This window comes from Pseudomonas sp. BF-R-19 (assembly GCF_019956445.1).
Classification (GTDB): Bacteria; Pseudomonadota; Gammaproteobacteria; order Pseudomonadales; family Pseudomonadaceae; genus Aquipseudomonas; species Aquipseudomonas fluorescens_BH.
Genome location: NZ_JAHBDN010000114.1, coordinates 64,287 through 80,063, shown reverse-complemented (window position 1 = coordinate 80,063; position 15,777 = coordinate 64,287). Strand labels below are relative to the sequence as shown.

At 60.8% G+C, this 15,777-nt stretch carries 16 protein-coding genes; 10 read left to right on the top strand and 6 right to left on the bottom strand.

Annotated features, from left to right (window positions below):
* Positions 1 to 80 precede the first annotated feature (80 nt).
* The 4 genes from KGB28_RS29750 (at position 81) to KGB28_RS29735 (ending at position 3,960) form a co-directional block, all read left to right on the top strand.
* Positions 81 to 857 (top strand): IclR family transcriptional regulator, encoded by a 777-nt coding sequence (locus KGB28_RS29750; protein ID WP_223449039.1) that lies wholly within the window; start codon positions 81 to 83, stop codon positions 855 to 857.
* Positions 858 to 1,098: 241 nt separating this feature from the next.
* Positions 1,099 to 2,154 carry a Gfo/Idh/MocA family protein gene (locus KGB28_RS29745; protein WP_223449038.1) on the top strand — a complete coding sequence of 352 codons (1,056 nt, stop codon included), beginning with the start codon at positions 1,099 to 1,101 and terminating at the stop codon, positions 2,152 to 2,154.
* 2 nt (positions 2,155 to 2,156) lie between these two features.
* On the top strand, positions 2,157 to 2,972 hold the full coding sequence (locus KGB28_RS29740) for a sugar phosphate isomerase/epimerase family protein (RefSeq protein ID WP_223449037.1): 816 nt from the start codon (positions 2,157 to 2,159) through the stop codon (positions 2,970 to 2,972).
* Positions 2,973 to 3,081: 109 nt separating this feature from the next.
* On the top strand, positions 3,082 to 3,960 hold the full coding sequence (locus tag KGB28_RS29735) for a DMT family transporter (protein WP_008052441.1): 879 nt from the start codon (positions 3,082 to 3,084) through the stop codon (positions 3,958 to 3,960).
* Positions 3,961 to 4,034: 74 nt separating this feature from the next.
* Here the strand turns inward: KGB28_RS29735 and KGB28_RS29730 are convergent, their stop codons facing one another.
* Positions 4,035 to 5,372 (bottom strand): MFS transporter, encoded by a 1,338-nt coding sequence (locus KGB28_RS29730; RefSeq protein WP_223449036.1) that lies wholly within the window; start codon positions 5,370 to 5,372, stop codon positions 4,035 to 4,037.
* A gap of 507 nt (positions 5,373 to 5,879) precedes the next feature.
* Between KGB28_RS29730 and quiC the strand changes: the two genes are divergently transcribed.
* Positions 5,880 to 7,781: a 3-dehydroshikimate dehydratase QuiC gene (gene quiC, locus KGB28_RS29725; RefSeq protein WP_223449035.1), complete on the top strand. Its 1,902-nt coding sequence runs from the start codon at positions 5,880 to 5,882 to the stop codon at positions 7,779 to 7,781.
* A 102-nt stretch (positions 7,782 to 7,883) separates the two neighbouring features.
* Positions 7,884 to 8,561 carry a TetR family transcriptional regulator gene (locus KGB28_RS29720; RefSeq protein WP_223449034.1) on the top strand — a complete coding sequence of 226 codons (678 nt, stop codon included), beginning with the start codon at positions 7,884 to 7,886 and terminating at the stop codon, positions 8,559 to 8,561.
* Between the two features lie 44 nt (positions 8,562 to 8,605).
* Here the strand turns inward: KGB28_RS29720 and KGB28_RS29715 are convergent, their stop codons facing one another.
* The 3 genes from KGB28_RS29715 to KGB28_RS29705 all read right to left on the bottom strand — a co-directional run bounded on the left by KGB28_RS29715 (position 8,606) and on the right by KGB28_RS29705 (position 10,958).
* A complete protein-coding gene (locus KGB28_RS29715) occupies positions 8,606 to 9,460 on the bottom strand; it encodes a shikimate dehydrogenase (protein ID WP_223449033.1) in 855 nt (284 codons plus the stop codon).
* Between the two features lie 5 nt (positions 9,461 to 9,465).
* Positions 9,466 to 9,906 carry a type II 3-dehydroquinate dehydratase gene (gene aroQ / locus KGB28_RS29710; protein ID WP_150727002.1) on the bottom strand — a complete coding sequence of 147 codons (441 nt, stop codon included), beginning with the start codon at positions 9,904 to 9,906 and terminating at the stop codon, positions 9,466 to 9,468.
* 140 nt (positions 9,907 to 10,046) lie between these two features.
* The gene (locus tag KGB28_RS29705; protein ID WP_223449032.1) at positions 10,047 to 10,958 is read right to left on the bottom strand and encodes a LysR family transcriptional regulator; all 912 of its coding nucleotides are present in this window, start codon (positions 10,956 to 10,958) and stop codon (positions 10,047 to 10,049) included.
* A 226-nt stretch (positions 10,959 to 11,184) separates the two neighbouring features.
* Here KGB28_RS29705 and KGB28_RS29700 point away from each other — a divergent pair, with 226 nt between their 5' ends.
* Positions 11,185 to 11,613 (top strand): DUF4160 domain-containing protein, encoded by a 429-nt coding sequence (locus KGB28_RS29700; RefSeq protein ID WP_223449031.1) that lies wholly within the window; start codon positions 11,185 to 11,187, stop codon positions 11,611 to 11,613.
* Positions 11,610 to 12,056, top strand: a complete 447-nt coding sequence (locus KGB28_RS29695) for a DUF2442 domain-containing protein (protein ID WP_223449030.1) — start codon at positions 11,610 to 11,612, stop codon at positions 12,054 to 12,056. Before KGB28_RS29700 ends, KGB28_RS29695 begins: the two co-directional genes overlap by 4 nt.
* Before the next feature lie 54 nt (positions 12,057 to 12,110).
* Here KGB28_RS29695 and trmA read toward each other — a convergent pair whose 3' ends face one another.
* Positions 12,111 to 13,190: a tRNA (uridine(54)-C5)-methyltransferase TrmA gene (trmA, locus tag KGB28_RS29690; protein ID WP_160385687.1), complete on the bottom strand. Its 1,080-nt coding sequence runs from the start codon at positions 13,188 to 13,190 to the stop codon at positions 12,111 to 12,113.
* On the bottom strand, positions 13,187 to 14,482 hold the full coding sequence (locus KGB28_RS29685; protein WP_223449029.1) for an NCS2 family permease: 1,296 nt from the start codon (positions 14,480 to 14,482) through the stop codon (positions 13,187 to 13,189). Before KGB28_RS29685 ends, trmA begins: the two co-directional genes overlap by 4 nt.
* 222 nt (positions 14,483 to 14,704) lie before the next feature.
* Here KGB28_RS29685 and KGB28_RS29680 point away from each other — a divergent pair, with 222 nt between their 5' ends.
* Both KGB28_RS29680 and KGB28_RS29675 read left to right on the top strand, forming a co-directional pair.
* Positions 14,705 to 15,151 (top strand): DUF4879 domain-containing protein, encoded by a 447-nt coding sequence (locus KGB28_RS29680; protein WP_223449028.1) that lies wholly within the window; start codon positions 14,705 to 14,707, stop codon positions 15,149 to 15,151.
* A 68-nt stretch (positions 15,152 to 15,219) separates the two neighbouring features.
* Complete coding sequence (locus tag KGB28_RS29675; RefSeq protein ID WP_223449027.1) at positions 15,220 to 15,771, top strand: DJ-1 family glyoxalase III; 552 nt, start codon at positions 15,220 to 15,222, stop codon at positions 15,769 to 15,771.
* Positions 15,772 to 15,777 lie beyond the last annotated feature (6 nt).

The window sequence follows — 15,777 nt, the reverse complement described above, 5'->3', positions numbered from 1 at the left end:
GGTTATCGAACGTTCAGTTCCAGATTTCGCATTCGTGCGGTTGTCTTCTAGAATCGAGCAAATTTTGCGTGGAAGCGACCATGGCCGGCAGTCAGATCGAACGTGTTTTCAGTGTGCTCGAAAGCCTCACCAGCGATCCCCGCGGCCTGCCGATGCAGACCCTGGCGGAGCAACTGGACATTCCCAAGAGCGCGACCCATCGCCTGCTGGCCGAGCTGATCCGCCTCGGTTATGTGCGGCAGAATCCGGATAATTTGCGTTATCACCTCTCGACCAAACTGGTGGCGATGGGCTTCCGTTACCTGTCGAGCAGCGGTGCCGACATCGTGCAGCCGGTGCTTGACCGCCTGGCTCAGGAAACCGGCGAACTGGTGCGTCTCGGGGTGATCGACGGCGAGCGTCAGACCTGGATCGCCAAATCCCAGGGCGCGCGTTCCGGTCTGCGTTACGACCCGGACATGGGCCGTGATGCGCCGTTGTTCTACACAGCCTCGGGGCATGCGTGGCTGGCGTGCATGAGCGATGCCGAAGCCTTGTCACTGGTGGAACGGCAGGGCGCGCAGGTGCCGGAACATGTGGGGCCGAACGCGCCGCGCTCGAACATCGAATTGCTCGAGCGCCTGCGTCTGGCGCGGGAGACGGGCTACGCCTGGGTTGAGGAAAGTTCGGCGGTCGGCACTTCGGCGATTGCGGCAGTGGTGCGCCATCCCGCCGATGGGCGGGTGATCGGCGTGCTCAGCATCGCCGGGCCGAGTGCACGGATGCCAGGGGCGCGGCTGCATGAGCTGGCGCCGTTGTTGCTGGCGTACACCGAGGAGTTGTCGGCGGCGAGTCTGGCCTCGGAGTTGTTCAGCTAAGGCTTGTGCAAATCGACTGTGGGAGCGGGCTTGCTCGCGAATGCGGTGTGCCAGTCGCCATCCAGATCGCATGACACACCGCATTCGCGAGCAAGCCCGCTCCCACATTTTGAACAGCGTTCAGCTTGAGAAGTTGTGCGCTGTTCGAACACTTTCAGGGCAGGTCTGTGTAAGAATCTGGAACCAGGTTCTAAATTATTGGAATTCTTCGCTCCAATAACGCTCACAAGAGGACCGTATCTTGAATTCGCCACTTCGCATCGCCCTGATCGGTGCTGGCAACATGGGCCAGCAGCACTACCAGCATCTGCAATCCCTGACTGAAGCAAGGTTGTGCGCCGTGGCCGATCCCGGACCGCAGGCGGCCAGTCTTGCGGCGCAATGGGGCGTAGCCTGTTTCGCCGATCATCGTCAGATGCTGGAGCAGGCGAAACCGGACGCCGTGATAGTCGCCAACCCGAACACGCTGCACGTCAGCACGGCCCTCGATTGCCTCGCGGCCGGCGTGCCGGTATTGCTGGAAAAACCGGTGGGCGTGCACCTGGATGAAGCCCGGGAGCTGGTGGCTGCCTCGAAGGCCAGTGGCGTTCCGGTACTGGTCGGACATCACCGTCGGCACAATCCGCTGATCGCCCGCGCCCACGAACTTGTCCACAGCGGCGCATTGGGTCGGTTGACCACGGTCACGGCGCTCTGGCAGTTGCGCAAGCCCGACAGCTATTTCGAAACACCCTGGCGCCGCGAGGCCGGTGCGGGGATGTTGTTGACCAACCTGATCCACGACCTCGATCTGCTGCGGCATTTGTGCGGTGAAGTGCGTCAGGTTCAGGCCATCACCAGCAATGCCATTCGCGGGTTTGCCAATGAGGATTGCGCGGCGGTGTTGCTGCAATTTGACAACGGTGCACTGGGCAGCCTGACCGGCTCCGATGCGGTGGCGGCGCCCTGGAGCTGGGAGCTGGATTCGGGGGAGAACCCGGTGTATCCACGTCATCCTGATCAGCCGTGCTACTTGCTGGCCGGAACGGGTGGGGCGCTGAGCATTCCGCAGCTTAAACGCTGGCACTACAACGAAGTCGACGGCGGCTGGCATCGACCGTTGCTGGCAACCCAGGAAAGCTTCAGTGCCGATGAAGCCCTGCGCCTGCAGTTGCAGCACTTCGTACGCGTTGCGCGGCGGGAGGTCGAGCCGCTGGTGAGTGCCGCCGATGCCGCGCGTACATTGGCGCTGATCGAAGCCATCCGCGAAGCCGCCGAAACCGGGCGTGCCTGCACGCCATCCTTGATCGAGGGTTGAACATGAGCGAGCGTATCTTCTCCCTGGCCAGCCTGACCGTGCTGGAGTTGTCGCCGCCCGACATGGTCGAGGTCGCCGCGCGGGCCGGTTACAGCCATGTCGGCTTGCGTCTGGTACCGGCGACCCCAGAGGAGCATCATTTTGCCCTGGTGGCCGACCACGAATTGCGGCGCCAGACCCTGGCGCGTCTGCGCGATACCGGTATTCGGGTGCTGGACGTCGAAATCCTGCGACTCAAGCCGGAAACCGTCGTCGCCGATTTCGAGAAAATCCTCGCTGTGGGTGCCGAGTTCGGCGCCAGTGATTTGCTGGTGGCCGGTAACGATCCTGACGAACAGCGGCTGACGCAGCATTTTGCCGAGCTCTGTGATCTGGCGGCAGCCTATGGGCTGCACCCGCACCTGGAGTTCATGCCCTGGACCGATGCGCGCGATCTTCAACAAGCCGCGCGAATCGTGGAAAACGCCGGGCGTGAAAACGGCGGCGTATTGGTCGACGCCTTTCACTTCGACCGCTCTGGATCGCGGCTGGAAGAACTGGTCAAAGTTGCCCCCTCACGGTTACGGTATGCACAGTTGTGTGACGTCGCAGGACCTCGGCCGGCGGATATGGCGGAGATCTTGCGTCAGGCGCGTAACGAACGGCGTTTTCCCGGCGATGGCGATTGTGACCTGCCGGGGTTGTTGCGCGGTTTGCCGGCTGACATTCCGTTGAGCCTGGAAATTCCCACCGTGCAGTTGCTGGAGCAGGGTGTGAGTGGATTGGACCGGGCGCAGATGGCGCTGGATAAAACCCGGGAATTGTTGGCGCGGCTGTAAGCGCTGCTGTGTATTGATCGCGGGCAGGCGACGCCTTCCACATGCTCTAGGCTGACTGTGTGGAAGCGTCGCTTGCCTGCGATGTTTTGACTTCAAGTAAGGAAACCCAATGACCGTCAGCACCCCGCTTTCCGGCGTCAATCAGCCCTTCAAAGGGATCCTGCTGATCGTTGTCGCAACTTTCCTGTTTTCCAGCCACGACGCCTTTTCCAAATACCTCTCCGGTTTCTATCCCATCGTCATGGTGGTCTGGGCGCGCTACGTGGTTCACACCTTGCTGATGGCCGGGATTTTCCTGCCGCAGTCCGGGCTGCGGGTGCTGCGTACCAAACGGCCATTGCTGCAGGTGATCCGGGCGCTGTGCCTGCTGGGCACCAGCCTGTTTTTCACCACGGGGCTGATGTACATCCCGCTGGCCGAGGCGACGTCGGTCAACTTCCTCGCTCCGGTACTGGTCACCGCGTTGTCGGTACCGCTGCTTGGCGAGCGCGTGACCCGGGGGCAATGGCTGGCGGTGATTTTCGGTTTCAGCGGGGTGCTGATCATCGTTCACCCCGGGGGAGATCTGTTTACCCCGGCGGTGTTGCTGCCGTTCTGCTCGGCACTGTTTTTCTGCTTCTACCAACTGCTGACGCGCAAGCTCAGCGAGATCGACAGCCCGACCACCAGCAACTTCTTCGCCGGCTTGTGCAACACGCTGGTGATGAGTGCGCTGGTGCCGTTCTTCTGGCAGACGCCGAACCTGGTGCATGGCGCGATGATGCTGGCGCTGGGGGCCTGCGGGATGACGGCTCACTTGTTCCTGACCCAGGCTTTTCGTCTCGCGGCACCGGCACTGCTGGCGCCGTTCAGCTATTGCCAGATCATCTTCGCCGGCCTCTTGGGCTGGCTGCTGTTTTCCCACACGCCGACACTGACCACCGTGCTCGGCATTGCCGTGATCTGCTGCAGCGGGTTGGCAGCGGCCTGGCAGCAAAGCCGCCGCTAAGCTGCGGCAAAACGCAGGCAAAACGCAGGCAAAAAAAAGCGCAGACCCGAGATCGGGCCTGCGCCGAGGGAACATCAGTCTTCTACTTTCGGGATCTTGCGCGGTGCCATGAAGTACATCCAGATCAGCGCAATGAAGTACATCGCTGGAATCATGGTGAACAGCACGGTGTAGTTGTTGTTGGTGATGGTCAGGATGTGGCCGACCAACTGGGTCATGAACATCCCGCCAATCGCCGCACACATGCCGCCGAAGCCGAACACCGTACTCATCATGTGCTTGGGCGTGTAGTCCATCACCAGGCTCCAGATGTTCGCGGTCCAGGCCTGGTGCGCGCCGATGGCCAGGGAGATGGCGGCCACCGCGACCCACAGGTTGCTGGAGCCGGCCGCCATGATCACGCCAATGATGCAGCAGGCGAACAGGAACATGGACATCAGTCGCGCCTTGATCGGGTTGACGCCGCGACCGATCAGGAACGAGGAGAGGATGCCGCCGCCAACGCTACCGAAGTCGGCAGTGAGGTAGATGATGATCAGCGGGATACCCATCTGGGTGACGTTGATGCCCAGGTTGTATTGCTGGTTGAGGAACGGCGGCAGCCAGTACAGGTAGAACCAGAACACCGGCGCGGTGATCGAGTAGGCGAGGGCGAAGGCCCAGGTGCCACGCATGCGCAGGATTTTCGAGAACGGTACGCGGGTTTGTTCCGGTTCGACTTCGTTCTGGATGTAGTCCAGTTCCGACTGTTTGACGCTCGGGTGGTCTTCCGGGTTGAAGTACTTCAGGCCCCAGAACAGCAACCAGATCCCGCCCAGTGCTGACATGCACAGGAACGCGGCCTGCCAGCCCCAGACGTGCAGGATCAGCGGCAGCAGCATCGGGGTGAACATCGCACCGACGTTGGTGCCGGCGTTGAAAATGCCGGTGGCCACGGCACGCTCGCCGGCCGGGAACCACAGGCGGGTGGTTTTCACGCAGGCCGGGTAGTTGGCAGCTTCGGTCAGGCCGAGGATGAATCGGCAAACCATGAAGCCGACCGCCGAAGTGGCCAGACCGTGGGCGCCGGTCGCCAGGCTCCAGAGCAGCACCGCGCAGAAGAACACGCGCTTGACGCCGACCCGGTCGATCAAGCGGCCTTGCAGCACGAAACCGATGGCGTAACCGACCTGGAACCAGAAGTTGATGTTGGCGTAGTCCATCGCCGTCCAGCTCATTTCCTTGGCCAGGATCGGCTGCATCACGCCCAGGGCGGCGCGGTCGATGTAGTTCAGGGTGGTGGCGAAAAACACCAGTGCCAGCATGCCCCAACGGGTTTTGCCGACGGCCATGGCGCCGCGAATCTTGTCGCCGATACCGCCGGTGGCGGTGCTCATGGCAGGTGCCATGCGGGAGCTTTGAGAAGGAATCATGTGTGCCATCCGTTCAATGACTGACAAGCGGGGCTCGTCGTGACTTCAAGGGCGCGTGATCAATCGGTCTGTCGCGGCGTGCGCGAAAGGGCTGATCGGCTGTGTTCGTCGGCTGACGGGTTATTCAGCGAGCGGGCACGGTGGTGCCGGCGGTGCGCGGGGTTCGGATGGACGCCAGGCAAGGCGTAATGACGGTGGAGCGAGTGAGCAAGGCGTTGAATGAGCGCATTAGCGTGTACCCGTTTTTTGAAATTTTTATGTGGTGTTCTGGGTTTTGTTGACCGGGGCCGACGATTTCAAGACCGGACCCAATGTGGTGTTGATGTTGCGCAGTGAACAAAAAATCGTCAATTCGCTATCGGCCATTGTGTTCGATAATCGCACGCAAAACTAACTGGGTAGTACACTTTAAATTGCTCAATGCACCGACCGGCTCAATAATTCGTTCACTCTTTTAAAAGCGGCGCAAATTCCCTGTAGCCGAAGCCTCCACCGGGAGCCGAAAACATGCAGCGTTCCATTGCCACCGTATCCTTGAGCGGTACCCTGCCGGAAAAACTCGAAGCCATTGCCGCCGCCGGTTTCGACGGCGTCGAGATTTTCGAGAACGACCTTCTCTACTACGACGGCAGTCCGCGGGAAATTAAACAGATGTGCGCCGATCTCGGGATCGCCATCACGCTGTTTCAACCGTTCCGCGATTTCGAAGGCTGCCGCCGCGATCGCCTGTCGCGCAACCTGGAACGCGCCGAGCGCAAGTTCGACCTGATGCAGGAACTGGGCACTGACCTGGTGCTGGTGTGCAGCAACGCCTCGGCCGAGTCCATCGGTGATGAACAGATTCTGGTCGACGACTTGCGACTGCTGGCTGAGCACGCCGGGGCACGCGGCCTGCGCATCGGTTACGAAGCACTGGCCTGGGGTCGGCATGTGAACACCTGGCAACAGGTGTGGAACATCGTGCGTCAGGCCGATCACCCAAGCCTCGGCGTGTTGCTGGACAGCTTTCACACCTTGTCGCTCAAGGGCGATCCAAGCGCTATCGCCGAGATTCCAGGGGACAAGATTTTCTTCGTGCAAATGGCCGACGCGCCGATCCTGGCCATGGACGTGCTGGAGTGGAGCCGGCATTTTCGCTGCTTCCCGGGCCAGGGTGAATTCGATTTGCCGGGGTTCCTCGCGCCGATCATCAAGAGCGGCTACACCGGGCCTTTGTCGCTGGAAATTTTCAACGACGGTTTCCGCGCCGCGCCGCCACGGGCCAACGCCGCCGATGGCTTGCGTTCGTTGTTGTACCTGGAAGAGAAAACCCGCGAGCGTCTGGCGCAGGAAGCCAAGCCTGCGGCCAACTCTGAGATTCTGTTCGAAACGCCCAAGGCCAGTGAGTACAACGGCATCGAGTTTCTGGAATTTGCCGTGGACGAAAGCCTCGGCGCCAAACTCGCCCATTGGCTTGAGCGACTGGGTTTCGTCAAGGCCGGGCAGCATCGTTCCAAGAGCGTCAGCCTGATGCGCCAGGGCGATATCAAACTGATCCTCAACTCCGAGCCTTACTCGTTCGGTCACAGTTTCTTTGAGGCCCACGGCCCTTCGTTGTGCGCCACCGCCGTGCGGGTCAAGGACAGCGCCAGCGCGCTGGCCCGAGCCGTGGCCTATAAGGGGCAACCCTATCGCGGGCTGGTCGGCCCCAATGAACTGGAACTGGCGGCGGTGCGTGCGCCTGATGGCAGCCTGATCTATCTGGTGGACCAGGATGCCGACGTCTACGGCACCGACTTCAATCTGCTGGCGGATGCGCCGGTCAGCGGTGGCCTCAAGCGCATCGACCACATGGCCATGGCGCTGCCGGCCGACAGCCTCGACAGCTGGGTGCTGTTCTATAAGAGCCTGCTGGATTTCGAGGCGGACGATGAAGTCGTGCTGCCGGATCCTTATGGTCTGGTGAAGAGCCGTGCCTTGCGCAGTCGCGACAGTTCGATCCGCCTGCCACTGAACATTTCCGAGAACCGCAACACCGCGATCTCACACGCGCTGTCGAGTTATCGCGGCTCCGGTGTGCATCACATCGCGTTTGATTGTGATGACATCTTTGCCCAGGTCAGCCGTGCAAAAGAGGCGGGCGTGCCGCTGTTGGATATCCCGCTCAACTACTACGATGACCTGGCGGCGCGATTCGATTTCGACGACGAGTTCCTCAGCGAACTGGCCTACTACAACGTGCTGTACGACCGCGACGCCCAGGGCGGTGAGCTGTTTCATGTGTACACCGAGCCGTTCGAGGGGCGATTCTTCTTCGAGATCATCCAGCGTAAAAACGGTTATGCCGGCTACGGCGCCGCCAACGTCGCGGTGCGCCTGGCGGCCATGGCCAAATCCCGTAGCGGTGCATTGCGCCAGGCGAAGTTGTAGGAAATTCGTAAACGCGGGATTAAACGTGGGCTGCGCGGCTTCCTTCACCGTGCCGCGCAGCCCATAATCGCCAGCCTGTGCAGTGATGGCCGTGAGCCCGCAATGACAATGACCTCAGAACTCCCCGCAGCCTCCGTAGAACCTGGTACCGAGCCGCGCAAGAGTCGCAAGAACAACCCGGAAAAGACCCGCGAAAACATTCTGCAGGAGGCGATTGTCGAATTCGTCCAGCAGGGGCTTTCCGGGGCTCGCGTCGATGCCATCGCCGAGCGCATCCACACCTCCAAGCGCATGATCTATTACTACTTCGGCAGTAAGGAACAGCTCTACGTCGAGGTGCTGGAGAAACTCTACGGCGATATCCGCAACACCGAAAATCGCCTGCACCTGGCGGAGCTGGCGCCGGTCGAAGCCATTCGGCGGCTAGTGGAGTTCACCTTCGATCACCATGATCGCAACGTCGATTTCGTGCGCATCGTCAGTATCGAGAACATTCACAACGCTGAGTACGTGAAGCGCTCCGATGCGATCAAGGCGATGAACAACACCATCCTCGATTCACTGGGCGAGATTCTGCGCCGCGGCGCCGAGCAGGGGGTGTTCCGTGCCGGTCTTGAACCACTGGATGTGCATTTGCTGATCAGTTCGTTCTGCTTCTATCGCGTCTCGAACCGCCACACCTTTGGTGAGATTTTTCAGATCGACCTGCCGGACGAACGCATCAAGCAGCGTCATCGGGAGATGATTTGCGAGTCGGTTCTGCGGTACCTGCAAGCCTGAGGCGAGGTGAGGGGGTTGCCCCCTCACTTCACTCATTCAGTCATTCAGTCATTCATGCTCTGGAAATGCTCAAGCATCCGCTGGGCATCCGGTACCACGCCGCTGAACAACTCGAACGCCTTCACCGCCTGAAACACCGCCATGTTGCCGCCGTCCAGCGTCCGGCAACCGAGAGCGCGGGCGTTGCACAGCAGTTCGGTTTCCAGCGGGAAGTAAACGATCTCCGCCACCCACAATTCGGCCCGCAGCAACTCCACCGGCACCGGCATGCCCGGCAGCTTTTTCATGCCCATCGGCGTGGTGTTCACCAGGCCATCAGCCTGGGCCATGGCGTTGGGCAGGTCATATCCGGCCACTGCTCGAGCGACGCCGAAATGCTGATTGAGATTGTCAGCCAGATCCTGGGCGCGGCGGATGTCCACGTCAAAAATGCTCAGCTGTTGTACGCCTTCGCTCAACAACGCGTGGGCCACCGCCGCACCTGCGCCGCCGGCGCCCATCTGTACGACACGTTCAACGGCAACGCCCTTCAAGCCCCGGCGAAAACCTTCGGCAAAGCCCAGGCAATCGGTGTTGTGGCCGATGCGTTTGCCATCCTTGAGCACCACCGTGTTGACCGCGCCGATACCGCGGGCCTCCGGCGAGAGTTCGTCGAGCAGCGGGATGATCGCCTGCTTGCAGGGAAAGGTGATGTTCAGCCCGGTGAAGTTCATGCGCTCGGCAGCCATCAACAGGTCGGGCAGGGCGTTGCTGTCGAGTTTCAACTGATCAAGATCAATCAGGCGATAGAGGTAGCGCAGCCCTTGGGCATCACCTTCATGCTCGTGCATGGCCGGTGTGCGGGAAGCCTGGATGCCGGCGCCAATCAGCCCGGCCAGTATCACGTGGTTCTGAGTCACGGCGATCACCCCTTCAAACGATGGCTGAAGTGTTCCAGCGCCAGGCGATAGCCATGACTGCCAAAACCGGCCAGCACGGCGGTGGCAATGGCTGAAACGAAGGAATGGTGGCGGAAGGGTTCGCGGGCGTGGACGTTGGACAGGTGGACTTCGATCACCGGTAGTTCGCTGGCGACCAGGGCATCGCGGATCGCAACGGAGGTGTGGGTCCACGCGGCAGGATTGATGACGATCCCGGCGCAGCGACCGCGGGCGGCGTGAATCCAGTCAAGCAGTTCGCCTTCATGGTTGGTCTGGCGAAACTCCACTGCCAGGCCGAATTCTTCGGCGGTACGTGCGCACAGGACCGAAATGTCTGCCAGGGTTTCGTGGCCGTAAGTCGCCGGTTCACGGGTGCCGAGCAGGTTCAGGTTCGGGCCGTTGAGCACCAGAACGATAGGGGACATCGGAATCTCTCCACTTATTATTTTTGGAATCGGCCGAGGACTTCAGCCTGTGGAGATAAATTGTACTAACTAGTTAATTTGGTCAATTGGAGTGAAGGCACACTGGCGGTTTGTGGGCGGTGATCGGACACTTTCGGTATTCAGCGCGGCAAATGCTCCACCAGAAAATCAATGAACGCCCTCAAGCGCAGCGGCACATGGCGACTTTGCGGATACAGCAAGGTAAACGGCCGCGACCGCCCGCCATAGGGCTTGAGCACTTCCACCAGCGAGCCGTCGGCCAGTTCCTTTTCCACGATAAAACGATAGGTCTGAAACAACCCCGCCCCGTGTTTGGCCAAGGTGACACCGCCCAGCACATCGTCGGAACAACTGAGGCTGCCCTCGGCCAGAATCTCCCGGGGCACGCCTTCATCGTTGAACAACCAGGCAATGCGCCGGCCGCTGCTGGGCAGTTCGTACTGGATGCATTCGTGGTTTTCGAGATCGTCGAGGGTTTGCGGAGTGCCGGCCCGTTTCAGGTAATCAGGGCTGGCGATCATCACCAGGGCGGCATCTTCCAATGGTCGGGCGATCAGGCCGGAATCCGGGATGGCTCGCACGCGAATCGCCATGTCGTAGCCTTCGCCGACGAAATCGATGTTGCGATTACTGATGTGCGACTCGACCTTCACCGCCGGATAGCGCGCCCGAAATTCGGGCAACAAAGGCAGGATTCGATGATGCGCGTAGGTGGTCGGAATACTGATGCGCAAGGTACCGGAAGGCACTTGCTGCTGGCCCATCACCTCGCGCTGGGCCTCGATCAGTTGCGCCAGGGCGAGGCGGCACTCCTCGTAATAGCGACGACCACTGTCGGTCAGCTTCACGCTGCGGGTGGTGCGCGCAAACAGACGCACGCCCAGGCGTTCCTCCATGCGCGACACCGAACGGCTCACCGCAGCGGGGGTGACGCCCGCCACCAGCGCCGCGGCAGTAAAACTGCCGGCCTCGGCGGCCAGGCAAAACAGCTCAATGCTGCCCAACTGAAGATCGTCGAATTGTCGCTGCATGATTGATTACACCGGGGATCAGATGAAGATACTGGATCAGTATTTATCAGGTGCCAGCGCTGTAATGAAAGGATTTCTTACCATTGCGCGCGGTGTTCCGCAGGGCCGGGTAACGCCAGGACGCTAGCCTGAGGACACAAGAAATGATTCGACGGCCAATGCCAGCGGTCGGGTTTTCCAGAGAATGTCGAATCCTCGGATTCATTAACCTAACGGATGGGTTAGCATGAAGGTATGCCATTACAAAGGACTGTCGGTAGTGATCATGTTGCGAGACGAGCATTGTCCGCCTCATGCGCATGTGGAGGCGGGTACGTGGAGTGCGAGATTCAGGTTCAGCTTTTGGCACAACGGTGTCGAGCTCTGGGATGTTGTTCCGCTTTCGCGTCGGCCACCGTTGGCGGTGCTTGAGGGATTGCGCCAAGCGCTCCAGCAACCTGCCCATTTGCGGCGCGCCCGGGGCATCTGGTGGCGAAAATTACAAACGGCTTGTCTTGATAATCAACTGTGGGACTGGCAAAGCAACGAAGTCGTTGTGGTGAAAAGGGTTGTCAGTACCACCAACATGATTGGATCGGCTTGCTACGAACCTGAATCGAACAAGACGTTGCTGTCCCTGATAGGCGCACAGGAAGGTGTGGAGATCGAATTATGAAAACGATAAAAGCCAAGGTTCAGGCCGATACTCCCGTAACGGAAAGTAGCCTGGACAACGCCATTGAACGTGGCGAACTACGTAGAAAAAACAGCCTGCAAGCGACAGCGGTTACCTACCTGGCCCCCTGTCTGGCCGTCAGCTTCGAAGACGGCAGCGGCGTATTGTTGCCCGTGGCCAACTATCCGGAGTTCGATGATTTTGAGGTCGAGGACTACGCCAGTCTGACTGTCGGCTACGCGGGTACTGCCCTGTGCCATGAAGGAAAGGACCTGCATGTATCGATCGCCGGGATGATTTCTGCGAGCAAGCCACTGATGGCCATGGCGGCCTCGGTCGTCGCTTCGCGCAATGGTCGCCAGAGCAGCGCCGCAAAGTCTGAAGCCGCGCGGGCCAACGGCAGGAAAGGCGGGCGCCCGCGCAAGGTCGATGTTGTCTTGTAAGTACCAAAGAAAAAGCCGTCGTGAAGACGGCTTTTTTGTGCCTGGCAGGCGCCATCAACGCCGGGTCAGCATCACCCCGGATTCCATGTGATGGGTCCACGGGAACTGGTCGAACATCGCGCATCGGGTGATGCGGTGGGTGTCGTGCAGTTGGGCGATATTGGCCGCCAGGGTCTCTGGATTGCAGGAGATGTACAGGATGTTGTCGAAGCGCCGGGTCAGCTCGCAGGTGTCCGGGTCCATACCGGCACGGGGCGGGTCGACGAACACGCTGCCGAACTCGTAGCTCTTGAGGTCGATGCCATGCAGACGCCGGAACGGGCGCACTTCATTCAGGGCTTCGGTCAGCTCTTCAGCGGACAAACGCACCAGGGTGACGTTATCCACCGCGTTTTCGCTGAGGTTGCTCAGCGCCGCATTGACCGAGGTCTTGCTGATTTCGGTGGCCAGCACTTTGCGCACGCGGGTAGCGAGCGGCAGGGTGAAGTTGCCGTTACCGCAATACAGCTCCAGCAAATCGTCGCTGCGATCGCCGAGCGCATCGTACGCCCAGTTGAGCATCTTCTGGTTCACCGTGCCGTTGGGCTGGGTGAACGCGCCTTCCGGCTGGCGATAGCTGAAGGTGCGGCCGCCGACTTCCAGCTTCTCGACCACGTAATCGTGACCGATGACTTCGCGCTTGCCCTTGGAGCGGCCGATGATGCTGACGTTCAGGTCGGCCGCGAGTTTCGACGCCGCCGCATGCCAGTGCTCGTCCAGCGGGCGGTGATAGCACAGGGTGATCATCGCATCGCCGGCCAGGGTGGTCAGGAACTCCACCTGGAACAGCTTGTGGCTCAGGGGCGCACTCGCTTGCCACGCTGCCTTCAGCTGCGGCATCAACTGGTTGATGCGCAGGCTGGCGATCGGGAACTCTTCGATCAGGATTGGCGTGCGTTTGTCTTCCTGGGAAAACATCGCGTAGTGACGCTCGCCGGCCTCGCGCCACAGGCGGAACTCGGCGCGCAGGCGGAAGTTTTTCAGCGGCGAATCGAAAACGGCTGGCTCGGGCGCATCGAACGGGGCCAGCAGGTCACGCAGACGCGTGACCTTTTCTTCGAGCTGAACGGCGTAGGCCTGGGAATCAAAAGTCATGCGTTGAACCAACCCAGCTTGATCACGAACAGAATCGACAGGATCACCAGCGCCGGGTTCAGCTCACGGCCACGACCGGACATCAGCTTGATGGCAGTCCAGGAAATGAAACCGAAGGCGATGCCATTGGCGATGGAATAAGTGAACGGCATTGCCAGCGCGGTGATCACCACCGGCGCGGCGACGGTAATGTCGTCCCAGTCTATTTCGGCCAGGCCGGATGTCATCAGCACGGCGACGAACAGCAGTGCCGGCGCGGTGGCGAAGGCCGGAACGCTGGCGGCCAGTGGCGAGAAGAACAGCGCCAGCAGGAACAGGAACGCGACCACGATGGCGGTCAGGCCGGTGCGGCCACCGGCACTCACGCCGGCGGCGGACTCGATGTAGCTGGTGGTGGTCGAAGTGCCCAACAGGGAACCGGCCATGGCGGCGGTGCTGTCGGCGATCAGGGCGCGGCCCATTTTCGGCATGTGACCGTCTTTGCGCATCAGACCGGCGCGCTTGGCGACGCCGATCAGAGTGCCGGAGTTATCGAACAGATCGACGAACAGGAAGGCGAAGATCACGCTGACCAGACCGATGTCCAGCGCGCCCTTGATGTCCAGTTGCAGGAAAGTCGGGGCCAGGGACGGCGGCATCGACATCACGCCGCCGAACGGGGTGAAGCCCATCACGATCGAAACGATGGTCACCACCAGAATGCCGATCAGCACCGCACCGCGTATTGCAAGGGCTTCGAGGGCGACGATCAGGGCAAAACCGAGGGTGGCGAGGATCGGAGCCGGTTGTTTCAGGTCACCGAGGCCGACCATGGTCGCCGGGTTGCTGACCACGATACCGGCGTTGTGCAGGGCGATCAGCGCCAGGAACAGGCCGATACCGGCGGCAATCGCCGAGCGCAGCGGCAGCGGGATGCTGTTGATGATCCATTCACGGATGCGGAAGATCGACAACAGGAAGAAGCACACCGCCGAGATGAACACCGCCCCCAGCGCCACTTGCCAGGTATGGCCCATGTGCAGGACCACGGTGTAGGTGAAGAAGGCGTTCAGGCCCATGCCCGGAGCAAGGGCGATCGGGTAGTTGGCGATCAGGCCCATGGTCGTGGAGCCGATGGCGGCGGCCAGGCAGGTGGCGACGAACACCGCGCCCTTGTCCATGCCGGTCTCGCCGAGGATGCTCGGGTTGACGAACAGAATGTAGGCCATGGCCAAAAAGGTCGTGACGCCCGCCAGAATCTCGGTCCGCACGTTGGTGTTGTGTGCCTTGAGTTGAAACAGCCTTTCCAGCATGTCTGCTCCCCGTGGCGCGCCGGGCGCCGTGAATGTATCGACCTCAACAGCAAAGCACAGGCAGCAGAACGCGCCTGGAAATTACTGTGGGCCGGAAAAAGCCGCGCATCATACCAGTAGCTTGGGAATATGGCTGCTTTGGCGGTGATCGTCGTCGATGTTTTGCGACCAAGCCAAGTGCGCCATACTGCGCGCTGGTTTTTTGGGGGGGATGGGTCCTGCATGAAAAAGCGTCTGGTTGCCGCCTTCGGTGTATGGATGGCGTTGTTTCTCGGGGCTCAAACGGCCGTGGCGGCCTCGGCCCCGCCGCTGACGCAATTGAAAGTGCTCAAGGTCGCGTCGCCGTCCTGTGGTGTCGAGAACATCGACGAAGGGCAAACCCGGACGCGCTGCGATCACAATGGCTCGAACATCACGGTGTACGTGCTGGAAGTGGGTTACGGGCGTGAGGCCCATGTTGCCCTCGACGGTTTCGAGGTGAACGGCACACGGACGCCGGTTTGCGCGTTCAAGAACGGCAACCTGACCAGTTGCACCCCCGGGGAAAAAACCGTCGGCTATTTGTACGCCCTCGATCTGGCGGGCAAGCAGGAAGGCACACTGACCTTCAGCAATACCTCGATCAACGCGCCCGGCAACACGATGTCGACGCAGCTTTTCATCAAGTAAACACACGCCTCGAACAAGGGTCGGGAAAGCTGACTACGCTTAAAAGATCATTCCGTGGACAATACCTGATGACCTTTAGAGCCTTGATTGCCCTTGCCGAGGGCACCGACGACCTGCAAACCGTGACCCTGATCGACGTACTGCGCCGCGCCAAAGTAGAAGTGGTGGTGGCCAGTATCGAAGGGCGGCGCATGCTCACCTGCGCCCGCGGCACTCGCCTGACGTCCGATGCGATGCTGGTGGACTTGCTGGCGCAACCCTTCGACCTGATTGCCTTGCCCGGTGGTGCGGTGGGTTCACAGCACCTGGCAGCCCACCAACCCCTGCAACAATTGATCAAGGATCAGGCGGCAGCCGGCCGCCTGTTCGCCGCCATCGCCGAAGCGCCCGCCGTGGCGCTGCAGGCCTTTGGCGTATTGCGTCAACGGCGCATGACCTGCCTGCCCTCGGCCAGTCATCAACTGTCGGGCTGTACCTTTGTCGATCAACCGGTGGTGGTCGACGGCAACTGCGTCACGGCCCAAGGCTCAGGCGCCGCTTTGGCGTTTGCCCTGGCACTGGTGGAGCAACTCTGCGGTAAAGCCATACGTACGGCGGTGGAGGGGGAGTTGTTGGTTTAGATTACT